We start from the raw sequence: 14364 nt of genomic DNA, 5'->3' as shown, positions 1-14364 counted from the left end.
ACGCGGAGACGGTGAAGCAGGATGCGGGTGTCCGTGCAAGGCCGTAGCCGCACGCCGTACAGGGCCGCGGCGCGGCGGTTGCCTCTCGCGCGAGCGGGCGAGGGGGCGGTGAATCAGAGCGGGGCGAAGGCGGGTCGTCGCCCACCTTCGCCGGATCACTCAACGCCTGGCAGGTTGCCGGGCCAGTGCTGCTGCAGGGTGTCAAGCAGCGCGATGCCAGGGCTCGCCTCAGCCGGCCGGCGCCGCCTGCAACGCCGCCGCCACCGCATCGGGCAGCGACGTGGTCGGGCGGCCGATCAGCTGGCTCAGCGTGTGGCTGTCGTCGAACAGGCTGCCGCCACGCGAGGACGCCGAGCATTGCGCCAGCACCTGTGCGAAGGCGGCCGGCAGGCCGATCTGCACCAACGCCGCCGCGTAGTCGGCTTCGGGCAGGTCGTGGTAGGCCACCGGCTTGCCGGACTGCCGCGCCACCTCGGCGGCGTACTCGGCCATCGTGAAGGCGGTATCGCCGGCCAGCTCGTAGACCTTGCCGGCCTGCGGCGTGTCGGCGGCCAGCACCGCTGCGGCGGCCTCGGCATAGTCGGCGCGCGTGGCCGCGCTGATCCGGCCCTCGCCGGCGCTGCCGATCACCGCGCCATGCGCCACTTCAGCCGCGATCGAACCGGTGTAGTTCTCGGTGTACCAGCCATTGCGCAGCAGCACATGCGGCACGCCGCTGTCGCGCAGCAGCGCTTCGGTGGTGACATGCTCGGGTGCCAGCGACAGCGTGCTGGTATCGGCGTGCAGCACGCTGGTGTAGGCCAGCAGGTCCACGCCGGCGCGCTTGGCCGCCTCGATCACGTTGCGGTGCTGCGGCACGCGCTCGCCCACCGCGTTGGACGACACCAGCAGCACCCGGCCCACGCCCGCGAAGGCCTGGTCCAGGCTCTGCGGGTCCGCATAGTCGGCGCGACGCACGTTGATGTCGCGTTTTGCGAACTGCGCGAGTGACGCTGTATCGCGGGCCGTTGCTACGATCCGTGCGGCCGGGACACGCGCCAGCAGTGCTTCGACCACCAATGCGCCCAGCTGCCCGCTGGCGCCGGTGACGAGGATCAGGGGGGAGGTGTGTGCCATGGTGAACTCCAGTAGGTATTGATAAGAGGTGTGGTCTACTATCTAGACTCTTGGTCCGCGCACCTATTGTCAGTGCCGTTCAAACCTCCGCAAGGAGGCAGTTTTCCACCCCCTGGTTACCGTGAGATATCCCAGTGAACGCGATTGCTCTGTTTCCACCGCCGCCGTCCCTGCAAGGCATGCCGTTCGACGCCACCAAGTGCCCGGTGCGCGACGTGCTCGATCAGATCGGCGACAAATGGACCATGTTGATCCTGCTGACGCTGATCCCCGGTCCCTCCCGCTTCAGCGCCATCCAGCGCGCCGTGCCGGACATCTCCAAGCGGATGCTGACCCAGACCCTGCGCAACCTCGAGCGCAACGGCATGATCACCCGCAAGGTCTACGCAACCAAGCCGCCCAGCGTGGAATATGCCTTGTCCAAGCTAGGCGTGGCGCTGCTCGACCCGATCTCGCAGCTGCTCAACTGGGCAGGCGAAAACCATGCCGCCATCCGCTCCGCACGCGAACGCTTCGATCGTGCCCAGCAGGCGGCGGTTGCGCTGGATGCCGACGAAGCGATGGCATAAGCATCCGCCTGCCGTAATGAAGAGGAAGCTGGTGGCGCTGACTGCCGGGTGGGCCGGTCGGCGCGCTGCTTGATCGTCGGTGTGCGGGACAGGGATGCAGCGGTGGGCCGATGCCACGTTTGCCAAGGGCTGCTCGTGCATTGGTGGCGCATCGGTCTTCGGTCCCTCAAGCGCGGGTCAGCCCCGGCGAGGGCGTGTCGTGCGCCGCTGCCGTCGACAGGCGCAGTCCGGCGTGTGATCCACACCACGGGTGAGGGCATCACGGCCGCCTTACGCCAACAGCGAGCTGCCGCGATGGCCGCTGCGCACGTTGCCGCCGCCGTCTCTGCGGCACCGCCGGCACGCCGGTGCACCAATGGCAATTGTGAAATGGTGCTCACAAAATCCCGCGCCGGATAAACGCCCGATGGCGCCACCATCAGGGCCGCAGCCCGCAAACCCTTGATGCATCACGGGCCGGCCGCGCGCTATCACCGCCATCGCAAATTTCAATCGCACGCCTGCTCAAGCGCATGCACCGGTATCCGATAAGGGCTCACCTGATCTCGTGAATCCGCCGCGCCATGCCTGTCTTCGGCACCTTGTCCGCCTCAACGCGACGCACCCTGGGCGCTGCCCTGCTCGCGCTATGGTGCGGCTGGATCGCCGTGGCCTGGACCACGCCACCTGCGCACGCCAACGACGTGGCAAGTGCGTGGACGCAGGTCCAGGCCAGCCTGCCGGCCGCGCAGCAGACGCCGATGCTGATCGGCGTCGCAGGCGCCTGTGCGTGTAGCGATCTGGCCGCTGATCGTGCCTGGGCCGTGCTCAGCAGCGCGGTGCGCGCGCGTGGCGGGCAGGTGCGCATGCTCGACACCCCTGCGTTGCGTGGCAGCGGCTATGCCGTGTGGCTGCTCGGCGCCGACGGCCAACCGCGCTATGCCGGCCCTGCAGACGGTGGCGCCGTGTGCGGCACGGCCGGCGCGGCGGAGTGGTCGCGCTGGTTACCCGATGTCCTGGCGCGCACCCCCGGTGCCGCGCTGGTGTCCCCTTGTCCCTGTGCCGTGGAGTCGCTGTCATGATGGAACTGTCCGCATCGGCACCGCCGACCTCCACCTACGCCACCCGCCTGGCGATCAAGGCCGACCGGCTGTTCCTGTGGCTGGCCGTGCTGCAGGGCATCGGCTCGCTGGGCCTGGCCTGGTACCAGGGCCAATGGACCACGTTTGTCGCCGTCACGCTGCCCAGCCTGCTGCTGATGGCCTGGCAAGTGCAGGCCAACCCCGGTACGCGGCTGACCCGCATCACCAATGCGCTGGTGCTGATGGCCCTGGTCGCGGCCACCATCCAGCAGGCGCATGGCCTGGTGGAAATGCACTTCGGTGTATTCGTGATCCTGGCGCTGCTGCTGTACTACCGCGACTGGCTGCCGGTGGTGGTCGCCGCAGGCGCCATCGCCGTGCATCACCTGGCGTTCTACTGGCTGCAGTCGCGTGGCATGCCGGTGCAGGCGTTCACTGTCGGCAGCGGCTTCGGCATCGTGGTGCTGCACGCCGGCTATGTGATCGTCGAAACCGCCTTCGTCTGCGTGATGGCGATTCAACTGCGCCGCCAGGTCGATGCCCTCGACCACGAGGCCGAGGCACTGGTCGAACTGGCCGACACCCTGGCCACCGGTGCGACCTTGCCGCCGGCCATCCTGCAGCAGCCCTTCCGCAGCGGCTCGCTGGCGCAGGCGCTGGTGCGCATGAGCGTGCAGGTGGAAGAGCGCATCGCCCAACAGCAGCAGCTGCTGCTGGAAAATCGCCGTATCCGCCTGGCGCTGGATGCATCGGCAATGGCCGTGGCCATCGTCGACGGGCAGGGCGCTGCCATCTATCGCAACCAGTCGTTCCAGCAACTGAGCACGCAGGTCGACCCACAGGTGCTGCACAGCGCACTGGCCGATGCGGTGCAGGCCGGGCATGACGCCGGCACCAGCAGGACGCGCGCGCTGGCGGCGCTGCAGCTGCAGGAAAACATCACCCCCGTCCGCGATCACGACGGCGCCTCGCTGGGCGTGGTGGTGGAGTGGCAGGACCGCACGCAGGACCTGGCATTGGAAGAACAGCTGGCCACCGTCATTGCACAGGCGACGCGTGGCGAGCTCGGCGCCCGTCTGCAGGGGCACGCCAGCGGCGGCACGCTCGGCCAGCTGGCCGAGGGCGTCAACCAGTTCCTCGCCATCACCGACGACAGCCTGCGGGACATGCGCCGCATGCTGGCGGCGATGTCGCGTGGTGATTTGTCGCAGCGCATCGACCGTCACTGCGAAGGCGTGTTCGAGCAGATGAAGCGCGACGCCAATGCCACCGCCGACGAGCTGGCGCGCATCATTGCGCAGATCCGCAGCTCCAGTACCGCCATCACTGACGCTGCCGGCCAGATCCTCACCCGCAACGATGCGCTGGAGCAGCAGGTGCAGCGGCAGTCGGCCACCCTGGGCCGTACCGCCACCCAGATGCAGGCCGTGCTCGGCACCATGCAGCAGCACACCGCGCAGGCGGCCGACGCCGACAAGCTCACTGCCGCCGCATCCGAGGCCGCGCGCAGCGGCGGCGACACCATGCACCAGGCGATGGGCACCATGCAGCAGATGGAACAGGCCTCGCGCCGCATCCAGGACATCGTCTCGGTCATCGACGGCATCGCCTTCCAGACCAATATCCTGGCCCTCAATGCCGCGGTCGAAGCCGCACGCGCCGGCGAGGAAGGCCGCGGCTTTGCCGTGGTCGCCGGCGAGGTGCGCGCGCTGGCATTGCGCTCGTCCACCGCCGCCAGCCAGATCAAGACCCTGATCGGCGAATCGGTCACGCATATGCAGGCCGGCGTGCAGCAGGTGCGCCACGCAGGCGAAGGCATGCAGCATATCGTCGCCACCATCGGCCAGGTCAGCAGCACGCTCAGCAGGATCGCCACCGCCTCACAACAAGAGGCGGGCAGCATCGCGCAGGTGCATCACACCCTCGCCGGTGTGGATACGGACATGCGCGACGGCGTCACTCGCATGCAGGACGCCAGCGCCGCCGCACGCGCCATGGGCGACCATGCCGCGCAGCTGCAGGATGCAGTGAGTGCGTTTGTGGCCGACGAGCGCGATGGCAGCGCTGGTGCAGTGCAGCGGCTGCGCGTTGCCTGATCTACATCAGCGTATCTTCGGCGCGCGATAGCACCACGCGTCATCTTGCCTGATCGCCGGAGCTGACGCCGGGTTTTCCAAGGCCGATGGTGCAACCATCGCCTTCGGCCTGCCGGTCCACAGAAACTGTCCAGCGGCGTTGCCAGCGCCTACAACAGGCGGCGCTGCAAGGCAGATGCCGCAGCGCAGGGCCTGATGCTGACGCCTGCCGACTACTTGCGTAGCTTGCGCAGCTTGCCGGTGAACCAGGATTGGCTCGATACAGGCGCAGCATTGCCGCAACGCACCTGATACGGCTTGCCCGACATGCTGCTCTTGGTGGCGGCAAGTTCGATAAAGGACTCGGTGGACGTCACCAGTCCTTTTTTCTGCAGATACTCGTACTTGCGCTGCAGATGTTCGCTGGCTTTCGGCGCCGCGTACCACGACCCATTGCGCGAAAACTCGCAGTTGGAGTGTTCAAGGACCCTGAAAAGCTGACCGACCTCGCGCGTGGTGGCGGGCGAAATCCCTTGGGCTGAAACCGATGCACAGACACCGAGCAGGAACACTGCAAGACACGATCTAATATTCATCGGCGAATGGTAGCGCATGAAAGTACCTTGCCGACCGGCATCGAGGGGCGGTACCGAAACAGCTGCGGATCCGCTGCCAAGGCCGCATTTCACAGCGGTTACCAAACGGAATCAACCTCAGCCCCAGCGGCACAGCGCCGTCGGCCTAGCGACATGCCCCTGTCACCTCATGCAGGCGTCAGATGGCCCCACGCCGACGCGCCAAGGCAATGCCGAAAACGGAGCCAAGCGAGAGACCCAGACCGATCCCTTGAGCCAGGTTGCCCATTGCTCCCCCGAGGGCCGCCCCAAGGCCTGCGCCGATGGCAATGCTGGCGCCGACCAATTTGGAATAGAGCTTGGTATCTGCTGGTTTCAACATGAGCATTCCTTCGTTGATGGTTGAACCGATCCGCCTGGCGATGGCCCTGCACTGCGCAGGCGGTCACTGACACACACCACGGCCTTCATTTTAATGCCTTGGGCTCGCGTTGCAACACAGGAGCCTGCGCGCTGGGTCAGCGGCAGCGTGAAGTCACGACATCCAAAAGGCCGATGTTTTACAGCAAGCGACGCGTCATTAGACGCCCGCTCAAGCGGGTTCAGAACCGTTAGGGAAGCGTTATCTAGCGAGCAAGGCCAGACCAGCGGCAACGCAACAATGGAGCCATCCGGAAGGATGCTAGACATCCACCGGCGCGTATCGCAGTAGCGTCGAACCCTCGAAGTAATTCCCGTAATACTCGCCCGCCCGCAAACCCGGGTTCGCCTCAAAATCGATGTAAGGCTCGGAGCAATGCGGGCAGCGGAAGGGATTGAGGTAGGCGTAGCGGGACCCATCCGGCGCCAACGGCAGGGCATCTTCCAGCGCAGCAAGCGCTTCGGCATCCGGGTCGGACAGCGCTGCAGGGCTGCCAGGCAGATGGCTATCGACCGTGATGGTGTAGTTGCCAGACCCCGAGTAGAAGTATCCCGCGTTGCTAAAGCCGGCGTGGTAGGAGCGGATCAGGAACGAACGCTTGCAATGGTCGCATTCGCAGGAAAGCACCACGTTGCTATTTGTGACCAAGCCGTTGAAGTGCAGCCCCCTGGCAAACAGCCCCTTGCCCGCAAGGGCGGAACTGTTGACGCTGGCACCCGGCAGGAAGAACGGCTGAAACCTGATCCCGGATGCCTTGCCGGTCGCAAATGCGTCCGGATCGAGCTGCTCGGTCTGCGAAATGACGCAGTCCGCCTGGCACCCGAGGTTGGGATGTACGCGAACCGAGAAGTGGAACCATCCGGTCGCAGTACCAAGTTCATGCCGGTGCACCTCCCCCGCCGAGTCGGCAAACTCCAGGATGCTATCGGCTTTCAACCACGCAGAAGGCTTGATCTCACACGGGACATCGCTCTGGTCAACGCGACACAACTCTCGCCCATCGGCGCGAACGATCAATAACGGAGCGGCTTTCTTCTTGAAGATGGAGAACATGCTTTCCTTGGCGGTAAGGCGTGACTAGGAGATCGGATCGCTGGGCGACTGGACAGATTTTAAGGCTTTAGCTTCGCCTGCGGCGAGTCAAGGACCATGCCCATGAGAAGAGCAAGCAGACGCCGAAGAGCGTAAGCAGAAAAGCGGCAAGCCCCGCCCAGGACATGCCGAACAGCCAAAGGCCAGAATGACACGCGACCGGGTCTCTTGCGGTGGACGCAAAAGTGGCGCAGGGCGAAGGAGTTTTGGTGTGATGCCACCAGATGAGCGTAACGGAAGCACCGAAGACCACCAGTAGCGCAGCCAATCGCCGAAGCGCCCGATATCCAACCGGCGTCTTTGTTGATTTCGGATGTGTGCACATGTGCAGAGCGGCCTAACGCCTAAATGAGGTGTTGGGCCCTACCACCCCTGAGCCTGCGCAAATGATTCAAGTTGTTGCTGAACCTTGGCAGCTAGCTCCGGTGACGTGTAGAACGCAAGGTCAGGGGCGTCCACGTCATCCTTGAACGCAACCACCACCAAGCGCTCGCGTTTACCATTTAAGGTGGCCGAGAACTCCCAATTGCCCACTGTCTCAACCGGCAACGCATCGATTGATTCTTTGAGTGCGTCGGCGTCTAGATTGGTACTGACAGAGCCAGACAACTCATGTAGGAATGGTCCAACCCCATCCTGATCGAAGCTCATGGAAGCTTCGGAGAGACCAGAGACGTCAATTTTTGGAGCGGATGCCGAGCAGGCTACGCCTGATGCGAAGAGGAGAAAAGCAAGGGCTGCAATAATCTTTTTCATAGGGCCTAATCGCTAGGTCAAGCCGACCCGCGACGTGGTTCCGGCTTGAGTGAATTGTCAGGCCGCATGCCGATACGTCACGGCTGCAAACCAAATGATTGCTGCAAGCACAAGCATGACGATCCATCCTGATCTTTGATGGAACGGCACTGGGTTGCACCCGATCTGCGCTTCTGCCGCCGAAGCGCTAACTATCCAGCCGTGGGAGCAAACAGGACAAATGAGCTGGTACTGCTTGGAGATGACCCACCCGAAGAGATGATAGAAGTGTCCGTACTTGTACTTGAGACGCAGCGTGAAGTCCTGCTTCTGCTCGCACCTCTGGCAGTACTCATGTTCTGCCAGGTCGAAGGTCAGCACTCGCTCGCCCCATCCCCAAAGAATCATCTGTCTCTCTCGAAACATCTCTAGCGGTCTAACAACTGGATTAAGCCAGCCCGCGAGGTGGATCCGGCTTGAACGACTTGCCAGGCGTCGCCACTAGTCACTGCTCCCGGCACAGCCAAAGTCCCCCGCATCGCAGCCGGAGAACCCAATGTCCTGACCACCCGATGCGCCACCATCGGATGACAGATAGAGCGGGTCACTTGTACTGGACGATGTGGAGCCAGGTGCCTGAGAAGAAGCAAATGCCGCACAAACGACCGCGCCAATGACTGGAACAAGCCAGATGACAGCAACTTGCAATGCGCGTTGTGATGGCGACAGCGTCGAAACGCGAAGCACTGCAACCGATGCGACGATATTGCCAAGAGCAAGTACCGCACCCAATAGAAGCATCAACTCCATCCCAACCTCCAAAGTCGCCTGACCATTACTGGGGCTGCCCGTGTGCGGTGTGAAAACAATCCTCGCCGAGTCGTCCATGGCCGTCAATCGCCGCAAACCTTTGCAGCAAACGCTCGTTATGCCAGTGCGGCTGGCCGTGACCGTGTGCCATGCCATAGTCAAGTTGATCCAACGTGAGATGCAGGACGACGGCTTGGTGCTCCATCTTGGTCCTGCACGAGGAGTAGTGAGCGCGCAAGGTGTGATGCTAAACGCGTTGCGCTTGATGCGGGCGTTGGCGTGCATGCTGCGCGGCGCATCTGCTTAGTCCTTGGGTGCCACGGTGACGACCAGCTCGCCGTTGCGCATGCGGATGTGGAGTTTGCTGCCGATGGTGAAGCCGAGTTGTTCCAGCCAGCGGCCGCGTAGGCGCAGCGTGGGGATGCGTTGGTGGCTGTCGGGGTAGTAGCCGTAGCCAAAGGTGCAGCGTTGTGGGGCGCGTGGGTGGCCCCTCATGGAACGGGTCTCACTGGCGCCTCCAAACCGGAAATGCAAGATCAAATCCTGTGTTATCGGCGAGGTCCAAAAGAGCACTCAATTCTGCCTCTGGAACGTGAGGTGGGACATCAATCGCATGAATCGAGAATCTCTGCAGGCTTTCGATTGAACAGCCAAGCCGCCCAAGCCGTGACAGTACTGGGCCAGCGTCTTCTTGAATGCTGTTGAGAAGCCAGATGAGGGAATGTCCGGAGGACTGAGTGACCTCAAACTCAAAGATGTGGTTGTTGACTGGATCAGGCTCAGCCTTAAAGATATCGCCAACTGCCACGCCTTTGATAAAAAATGGCGCATTTTTCAACTGGAATGCAGTCCCAACGCTTTTACACCAGACTGCTTCGCTAGAGACAGGTGGCCAATCGCCATCTGTCTGAAGCGCAAACTGAAGCTTGCGAGTAAGATCGGTCATGCGCCTTATACCTGAATTAAGCCGCGACGCGAAGCTGCGTCTGTTTGAATGAAGTGGTAGGTGCCACCCACTTACGGCACATAGACCTGATGAACTTTAACCGAGAAAGCAGCGTCGGTAACCTGGGCATGGAGCACTAGGTCACCCCGACCCTCTTCTTGGGTCCACAGGTCGACAAGCACGTCCCAGTTGCTACCGGTCCAGATACAAACAGAAGAACCCCAAGTCTCATCCGGGAGCGCCGTCAATGTGGCGCCATAGCTATGGACGCTGCGTTGAATCTGAGTGGCCGTCTGAGTTGAGATTGGCTCGACTCCTGGAATTCCTCCGAGACGATAGTCGGCAGTGGCGAAGGCAGCTACGACATCCCGAAATACCTGCCGCCAATGATTTGGGACTGATCGTTGTTCGCTTTCGCCCCTCATGCTGCAATCACTGAGGTGCGGCGCCTGACACTTGAATATGCCAAGCCTGGGAGTGGGTTCGACTTGAATGAATCACCGGGCCGGGGGCCTATGGATGCGTAGCGTGGTAGATGCGAAGAGCTTCATCCTTGTCGCTAACAGGACGCATGAAAACGCCGGGCTTTATGCCAACAAAGTTTTTTTGAAGGAGCGCAAGTCGCGCCGTCGTATCGCCGGCGTGTGCATCAGTAATTTGCCCAAGATTGTAGTGCAGATGACTGGCCAGCGGAACCGCCAGAACTTTCGGTACAGAAGCCGCATTCGTGATAAGAACCTCGTCAACCGCAACGAGTAGCCTGATGGTGTTCTTGAGCCCAGGGCCAGTCATTGTTTTCCTGTCCCGAATGGGTCTGCCCCGGCCGTCGATCATGTCAACGCCGGTAACGCGGCCAATCAAGATGTGATCAGCCCCTTGCGCCATTTCCTCAAGCGTGGCCTCGAAGGGAACTCCTGCGAAGGAAGTTGCTGGAATGAGTGTGGCAATTAGAACTAGCAGTATGCGTCGCATGCTTTCCCCGAGTTTGACCCCTGAGTCAAGCCGCACCGCAAAGCGGCATCGGCTTGATGGAGTTGTTAATCCGCTGACCCGCCAGTGTCATGCCTACATCAACGGATACGCGAACGACGATTGTCTTGTTCATGTAGTTGCTGCCGTACACCCGGAACACCTTAGGGAACCGTCCGACGCCTGAGCCAACCTCGATTTCATAACAGTCCGGATGCTTCAGAGTCATTGGGCCGCAGTCACTTCTCCGGGCCGACTGGATCTCATCCAGCCGCAACCAGGACAGCTCCGTTTGATTGTCAGAGCAAGCCCCGATACAAGAGTACTGAAATTGTTGTCCCGCAAAAGGGCCTCTGCCTGCGATGGCCTCGACGTAAAGAGCGATATCCCTTGCTGCGTCGTGATCAGGAGCAGGGAAATAGTTGCGGGTCGACGTGACGGCTGAACAAATCTGCCAAAACTCGTCATAAGCGCGCGCATGTTGCCTCCTGCGGCCTAACGGTTGAATTAAAGTGCCGCAAAGTTTGGATGGTACGACCATGCTCCCCAGCACTGCCGCCTGGACGGAGTCTGCCATAGTTTGCGAGACGGAGCCTGCCCAGCGGTACGGCGGCACCTGATGCCACCTAATCCAAGAGCAATGAGTGGAGTGTGGCGATAAGGGCGCGGGCAAATCGCCGAATTTATCGCAACCAGCAATGGTGGCGACTAAGCACCGTTGCCGGCCGCTGCCAGCGAATCTACCGAAGCCGAAGTCACCAACTGATGTGCTGCACCATCGGCTAGAGCTTGAGCCGAGGCGCACCGCAAAGCGGCATCAGCTTGAATGACCTGCTAGGGCCTCACGCCGCTGGCCCTCGAGACTCCACCGCGGCGAGTAGTTGCATCACTCGATGCGTGGCCTGATCCAAAGGACCGCCGCTGTAGCCAAGTTCCTGTGCTTGGCCCAATAGCGAGTGGGCCTCGTCGGATGCACCACGGGCGGCAGCCGCGGCCGCCAAGTTGGCATACGGAATCGGGTACAGATGGTCTAGCGCCAATGAGTGTCTCCACGCAGCTTGCGCCTGCTCAAGCTCACCTAGCGCCGCGTGAGCTGCTCCGAGGTTGTTGGTGACCATGGCAGCGAGGCTTGGAGTGTACGTAGACCAACCCCGCCATAGCGCGAGACGCCGCCACGGCTGGGCCTGGAGCTGACTGAGCTGGTAATGAAAGTGGCGGAACGCTTCCTCAGGCTTGCCGTGGGCGAGTGCGCGCTGTCCTCGAAACAGCGGCCGCAAGAGCAAGCCCTGAAGCCTGCCAGGCATGAAAAGGAGGAGGCCGGCCGCAAGTAATGCAGAGCTGGAGCCGCCTGCCGCACGGACCGCAACATAGGTTAGCGCGCCCAGCCCCCCAAATATGAGAACATAAACTGTTCTGTATCTAGCGACGCGAGACATGCTGGTAAGCCCTGACGTTTGGATTGAGCCGAGCTGCGAAGCGGTTTCGGCTTGAATGAACTGTTAGAGGGCTAACCAAGCAATCCTCTGTTGAAAAGCTCCTGCGCGCGTGTCAGCTGCGCCCTTACCTTCTGTGTGCAGAATAAAGCAGAGTCGTGCGCCGCGCAGTCGTTCTCAATTAGCAACCTGAATCTTGGCGTGTGGTGAGCGAAAGCACTCCTGCCCGATTTGTCACGCCACTTATAGATCTCATCCCAGAACAGGCCGGCTTGTCGCTCAGAGCCAACAAGCCTAGGCAGGGACTCAGTGAACAGATTGTCGCAGCTCTTCAAGGTGCTTTGCACCTGGGGAGGCTCATGAGACAACATAAGCTGTAGTTGCTCAATCTCTCGGCGCGCTGAGGGGAAGAGGTTACGGCTCTGCTCCACGTGCATGAGCAGCTCAGACTTATCTCTCTCAAATGCGACGAGAGTTGACTCAAACTCATGCACCCCGACGGAGTGCGTAGGCTCTGTAGCTAATATAGGCAGATGCCACACTGACAATTAGTGAAAGACCTGCGATGACATCAGAACTGTCCATAGCCCTCTAGCATCGGAGCTGGCCGGCAGGCAACGGCATTGCGCCACAAAGCGCACGCTCGCCAGCAGGCCTTGTGGCGCAATGCCATTGCCTGCCCGGGTCAAACGACCTGTTAGGCCTCACGAATGCCGCCGACGTTGGTGAGGAGCGTCTCAAGATCGCTTAGGAGGCCTGGAATGTAGCTCTGATCTGCCTCAAAGCGACCAGACAGTTGGGTTGGCACTCCACCAGGGCGTTCGCTCTCTAGCCAGTAATTTCCAACGATGCTTCCCAGACGATCGATCGTGAGAACGATCTTAATGTCGGGCTCAGCTGACGCCAGAGCAGCGGTGCCAGGTTGGCCAAAATTCTTGTACAGCAAGCTGAGCTCTGATTCGAACGCCACTATATCGTCGGTTTGGAGCCACGCATCAAAACTTCCCTCGAAACCGGTGGTCCGAGCGGAGACGTTCACGCGGAACCAGCCCTCATCGGATGCGGCGCTCCGTGGTTTGAGCTCCAGGTCAAGGCCGTGGGCACTGATCTTCATTATGCCTAACACCTAAGTTAAGCCGCGCCGCGAAGCGGCGTCGGATTGGATGAATAGTTAAGTGAGCGGTAGAGCCATAATGTGCTGCGGACCGCGCGAACCACTCAAGCGCAGCTTGCCATTATCGACAAAGCCACACTTGCGATACAGGGACGCTGCTGCCGTGTTCCGAAAGTTTACCATTAAGAATATCAGTCTTGCCTTTACTCGTTGGGCCTGGAGATATGTGGAAAGATTATGGAATTCGCGCCTCGCCAAGCCTTTACCCTGGTAGTTGCTAGCAATAAAGAAATGACCTTAGTCCGACCGACCCGGCAGCCGCAAATGCATAACGTGTCGGATAGTCGAGATCTATTATGAAGAAGCCGGCTGGTGCTCCCTGGTTTAGTATCACGTGGCTTGTCACGTGCTCGGAAAGGTCTGCGCGTGTAGATTCGAATGTGCCGATGATATCTCACTGGTTGTCTTCTACGTCGAGGGTGAAAACGCCGACAGACAGGTCTTCGGTAAGCGGCACGATTAAGTTAATCTGGGTTACCTAATGCCTGAATTAAGCCGACCCGCGAAGCGGGCTCGGCTTAAATGAATTGTTAGGCCGCAAGCTGACGCAGCCCGCCCCACGACTTGCGAAGCCCCGCGAGGTGCACCAGACCGATGGCGAGACAGATCGCCGAGCTCACGACCCAGAAGGTGAGGCTGTTGCCAGGGAAGTAGGCCATGACCGGGACGAACGCTACACCGCGAACGATGTAAATGCCTGTGACCGCCGTAAGGACTGTTCGACGTAGCGGAAACGGCCGGAATACGCCCGCGGCCGAGAGCGCGTACGCTCCCCAAGTGGTCAAGACGGCGGCGATTGCGAGCGTGACCACTGTGGGATACCAGCTGCCTTCAGCGTGAAGATGCGCCATCTGCTCTCCGGCGCCCAAGAGGCGAAACAGTGGCGCGCCCACTACTAAGCACGCAAGATGTATCAGTGCTGCAGCGCCACTCAATGCGCCGCCGACGATGAGGAGCTTGTTGGTTGGGCCTTCCACGCGGTCTCCCTTGCGACCTAACGCCTGAATTAAGCCGTGTCGCTGAGCGGATTCGGCTTGAATGAACTATTAGGGCCCATCCGTGATGCTCCCGACGGGGCGACGGCGAACCCACCATACGACAGCAAAGAATAACGCGGACGCCAAGAATGCAAGAGCGGGAACTATGAGCAGGCCGTTCTGCTCGTGATAGACAACTAAATTACGCCCGTCGAAATAGCGCCCCTCCTCGTTGAAAAGGCAGCGATATGGCCAATAGAGCGAAAAGTAGAAGAAGCCAAAGAGGGTCGCCAAAGTACCCGAGATCAGGGCTACCGCCAACAGTAAAGCTTGTGGGATGCGGCGATGGCGTTGCTTGGGGCTCAAGAATCCCTCCTGCGGTGTCTAGCGTTGGAATTAAGCCGACCCGCG

Annotated in this window: 17 protein-coding genes and 1 pseudogene; 4 read left to right on the top strand and 14 right to left on the bottom strand. The window is 61.2% G+C overall.

Annotated features, from left to right (window positions below; translation table 11 throughout):
- Positions 1-228: 228 nt before the first annotated feature.
- Complete coding sequence (locus EO170_RS12085) at positions 229-1116, bottom strand: SDR family oxidoreductase (RefSeq protein WP_126945170.1); 888 nt, start codon at positions 1114-1116, stop codon at positions 229-231.
- 134 nt (positions 1117-1250) lie between these two features.
- On the opposite strand from EO170_RS12085, the gene EO170_RS12080 reads away from it, so the two are divergent.
- The 3 genes from EO170_RS12080 (at position 1251) to EO170_RS12070 (ending at position 4842) form a co-directional block, all read left to right on the top strand.
- Positions 1251-1685, top strand: a complete 435-nt coding sequence (locus EO170_RS12080; protein WP_104583885.1) for a helix-turn-helix domain-containing protein — start codon at positions 1251-1253, stop codon at positions 1683-1685.
- Between the two features lie 563 nt (positions 1686-2248).
- Positions 2249-2746: a hypothetical protein gene (locus EO170_RS12075; RefSeq protein WP_115675703.1), complete on the top strand. Its 498-nt coding sequence runs from the start codon at positions 2249-2251 to the stop codon at positions 2744-2746.
- The gene (locus EO170_RS12070) at positions 2743-4842 is read left to right on the top strand and encodes a methyl-accepting chemotaxis protein (RefSeq protein WP_241239429.1); all 2100 of its coding nucleotides are present in this window, start codon (positions 2743-2745) and stop codon (positions 4840-4842) included. The genes EO170_RS12075 and EO170_RS12070 overlap by 4 nt, the downstream gene beginning before the upstream one ends.
- A 212-nt stretch (positions 4843-5054) precedes the next feature.
- Here the strand turns inward: EO170_RS12070 and EO170_RS12065 are convergent, their stop codons facing one another.
- The 6 genes from EO170_RS12065 to EO170_RS12040 form a co-directional block, all read right to left on the bottom strand.
- Positions 5055-5435, bottom strand: a complete 381-nt coding sequence (locus EO170_RS12065; RefSeq protein WP_241239428.1) for a YfeK family protein — start codon at positions 5433-5435, stop codon at positions 5055-5057.
- Between the two features lie 160 nt (positions 5436-5595).
- Positions 5596-5778, bottom strand: a complete 183-nt coding sequence (locus tag EO170_RS12060; protein ID WP_180496860.1) for a hypothetical protein — start codon at positions 5776-5778, stop codon at positions 5596-5598.
- Between the two features lie 300 nt (positions 5779-6078).
- Positions 6079-6870, bottom strand: a complete 792-nt coding sequence (locus EO170_RS12055; RefSeq protein ID WP_126945167.1) for a hypothetical protein — start codon at positions 6868-6870, stop codon at positions 6079-6081.
- A gap of 402 nt (positions 6871-7272) precedes the next feature.
- Positions 7273-7665, bottom strand: a complete 393-nt coding sequence (locus EO170_RS12050; RefSeq protein WP_126945164.1) for a hypothetical protein — start codon at positions 7663-7665, stop codon at positions 7273-7275.
- A 57-nt stretch (positions 7666-7722) separates the two neighbouring features.
- Positions 7723-8052 (bottom strand): hypothetical protein, encoded by a 330-nt coding sequence (locus EO170_RS12045; protein WP_115675706.1) that lies wholly within the window; start codon positions 8050-8052, stop codon positions 7723-7725.
- A gap of 93 nt (positions 8053-8145) precedes the next feature.
- Positions 8146-8454, bottom strand: a complete 309-nt coding sequence (locus EO170_RS12040) for a hypothetical protein (RefSeq protein WP_126945161.1) — start codon at positions 8452-8454, stop codon at positions 8146-8148.
- A gap of 76 nt (positions 8455-8530) precedes the next feature.
- Between EO170_RS12040 and EO170_RS12035 the strand changes: the two genes are divergently transcribed.
- Positions 8531-8761, top strand: a complete 231-nt coding sequence (locus tag EO170_RS12035) for a hypothetical protein (RefSeq protein WP_126945158.1) — start codon at positions 8531-8533, stop codon at positions 8759-8761.
- Here EO170_RS12035 and EO170_RS12030 read toward each other — a convergent pair.
- The 7 genes and pseudogenes from EO170_RS12030 to EO170_RS11985 all read right to left on the bottom strand — a co-directional run.
- A pseudogene (locus EO170_RS12030) lies at positions 8758-8937 on the bottom strand (SymE family type I addiction module toxin); the annotation flags it as partial. The gene EO170_RS12035 and the pseudogene EO170_RS12030 overlap by 4 nt on opposite strands.
- A gap of 22 nt (positions 8938-8959) precedes the next feature.
- The gene (locus tag EO170_RS12025; RefSeq protein WP_126945152.1) at positions 8960-9400 is read right to left on the bottom strand and encodes a DUF4265 domain-containing protein; all 441 of its coding nucleotides are present in this window, start codon (positions 9398-9400) and stop codon (positions 8960-8962) included.
- Between the two features lie 513 nt (positions 9401-9913).
- Positions 9914-10372 carry a hypothetical protein gene (locus tag EO170_RS12020; RefSeq protein WP_126945149.1) on the bottom strand — a complete coding sequence of 153 codons (459 nt, stop codon included), beginning with the start codon at positions 10370-10372 and terminating at the stop codon, positions 9914-9916.
- A 25-nt stretch (positions 10373-10397) separates the two neighbouring features.
- Entirely contained in the window at positions 10398-10946 is a 549-nt protein-coding gene (locus EO170_RS12015) for a hypothetical protein (RefSeq protein WP_164741016.1), read from the bottom strand.
- 1553 nt (positions 10947-12499) lie between these two features.
- Complete coding sequence (locus EO170_RS12000; protein WP_119129356.1) at positions 12500-12916, bottom strand: hypothetical protein; 417 nt, start codon at positions 12914-12916, stop codon at positions 12500-12502.
- A 590-nt stretch (positions 12917-13506) separates the two neighbouring features.
- The gene (locus tag EO170_RS11990; RefSeq protein WP_126945144.1) at positions 13507-13953 is read right to left on the bottom strand and encodes a hypothetical protein; all 447 of its coding nucleotides are present in this window, start codon (positions 13951-13953) and stop codon (positions 13507-13509) included.
- 69 nt (positions 13954-14022) lie between these two features.
- Positions 14023-14319, bottom strand: coding sequence for a hypothetical protein (locus tag EO170_RS11985; RefSeq protein WP_126945141.1), 297 nt, complete (start codon positions 14317-14319; stop codon positions 14023-14025).
- Positions 14320-14364: the final 45 nt, after the last annotated feature.

The sequence above is a fragment of the Xanthomonas sp. BRIP62409 genome, from assembly GCF_003992965.1.
Lineage (GTDB): Bacteria > Pseudomonadota > Gammaproteobacteria > Xanthomonadales > Xanthomonadaceae > Xanthomonas > Xanthomonas euroxanthea.
Note: the sequence above shows the minus strand (reverse complement) of the source record. Positions and strands in the feature narration are given on the sequence as shown.

Bases quoted from the DNA above. Each gene is read 5' to 3' on its own strand.
- EO170_RS12085 (WP_126945170.1), bottom strand. From the start codon at position 1,116: ATGGCACACACCTCCCCCCTGATCCTCGTCACCGGCGCCAGCGGGCAG.
- EO170_RS12075 (WP_115675703.1), top strand. From the start codon at position 2,249: ATGCCTGTCTTCGGCACCTTGTCCGCCTCAACGCGACGCACCCTGGGC.
- EO170_RS12070 (WP_241239429.1), top strand. From the start codon at position 2,743: ATGATGGAACTGTCCGCATCGGCACCGCCGACCTCCACCTACGCCACC.
- EO170_RS12065 (WP_241239428.1), bottom strand. From the start codon at position 5,435: ATGCGCTACCATTCGCCGATGAATATTAGATCGTGTCTTGCAGTGTTC.
- EO170_RS12060 (WP_180496860.1), bottom strand. From the start codon at position 5,778: ATGTTGAAACCAGCAGATACCAAGCTCTATTCCAAATTGGTCGGCGCC.
- EO170_RS12055 (WP_126945167.1), bottom strand. From the start codon at position 6,870: ATGTTCTCCATCTTCAAGAAGAAAGCCGCTCCGTTATTGATCGTTCGC.
- EO170_RS12050 (WP_126945164.1), bottom strand. From the start codon at position 7,665: ATGAAAAAGATTATTGCAGCCCTTGCTTTTCTCCTCTTCGCATCAGGC.
- EO170_RS12045 (WP_115675706.1), bottom strand. From the start codon at position 8,052: ATGATTCTTTGGGGATGGGGCGAGCGAGTGCTGACCTTCGACCTGGCA.
- EO170_RS12040 (WP_126945161.1), bottom strand. From the start codon at position 8,454: ATGGAGTTGATGCTTCTATTGGGTGCGGTACTTGCTCTTGGCAATATC.
- EO170_RS12035 (WP_126945158.1), top strand. From the start codon at position 8,531: ATGGCCGTCAATCGCCGCAAACCTTTGCAGCAAACGCTCGTTATGCCA.
- EO170_RS12025 (WP_126945152.1), bottom strand. From the start codon at position 9,400: ATGACCGATCTTACTCGCAAGCTTCAGTTTGCGCTTCAGACAGATGGC.
- EO170_RS12020 (WP_126945149.1), bottom strand. From the start codon at position 10,372: ATGCGACGCATACTGCTAGTTCTAATTGCCACACTCATTCCAGCAACT.
- EO170_RS12015 (WP_164741016.1), bottom strand. From the start codon at position 10,946: ATGGCAGACTCCGTCCAGGCGGCAGTGCTGGGGAGCATGGTCGTACCA.
- EO170_RS12000 (WP_119129356.1), bottom strand. From the start codon at position 12,916: ATGAAGATCAGTGCCCACGGCCTTGACCTGGAGCTCAAACCACGGAGC.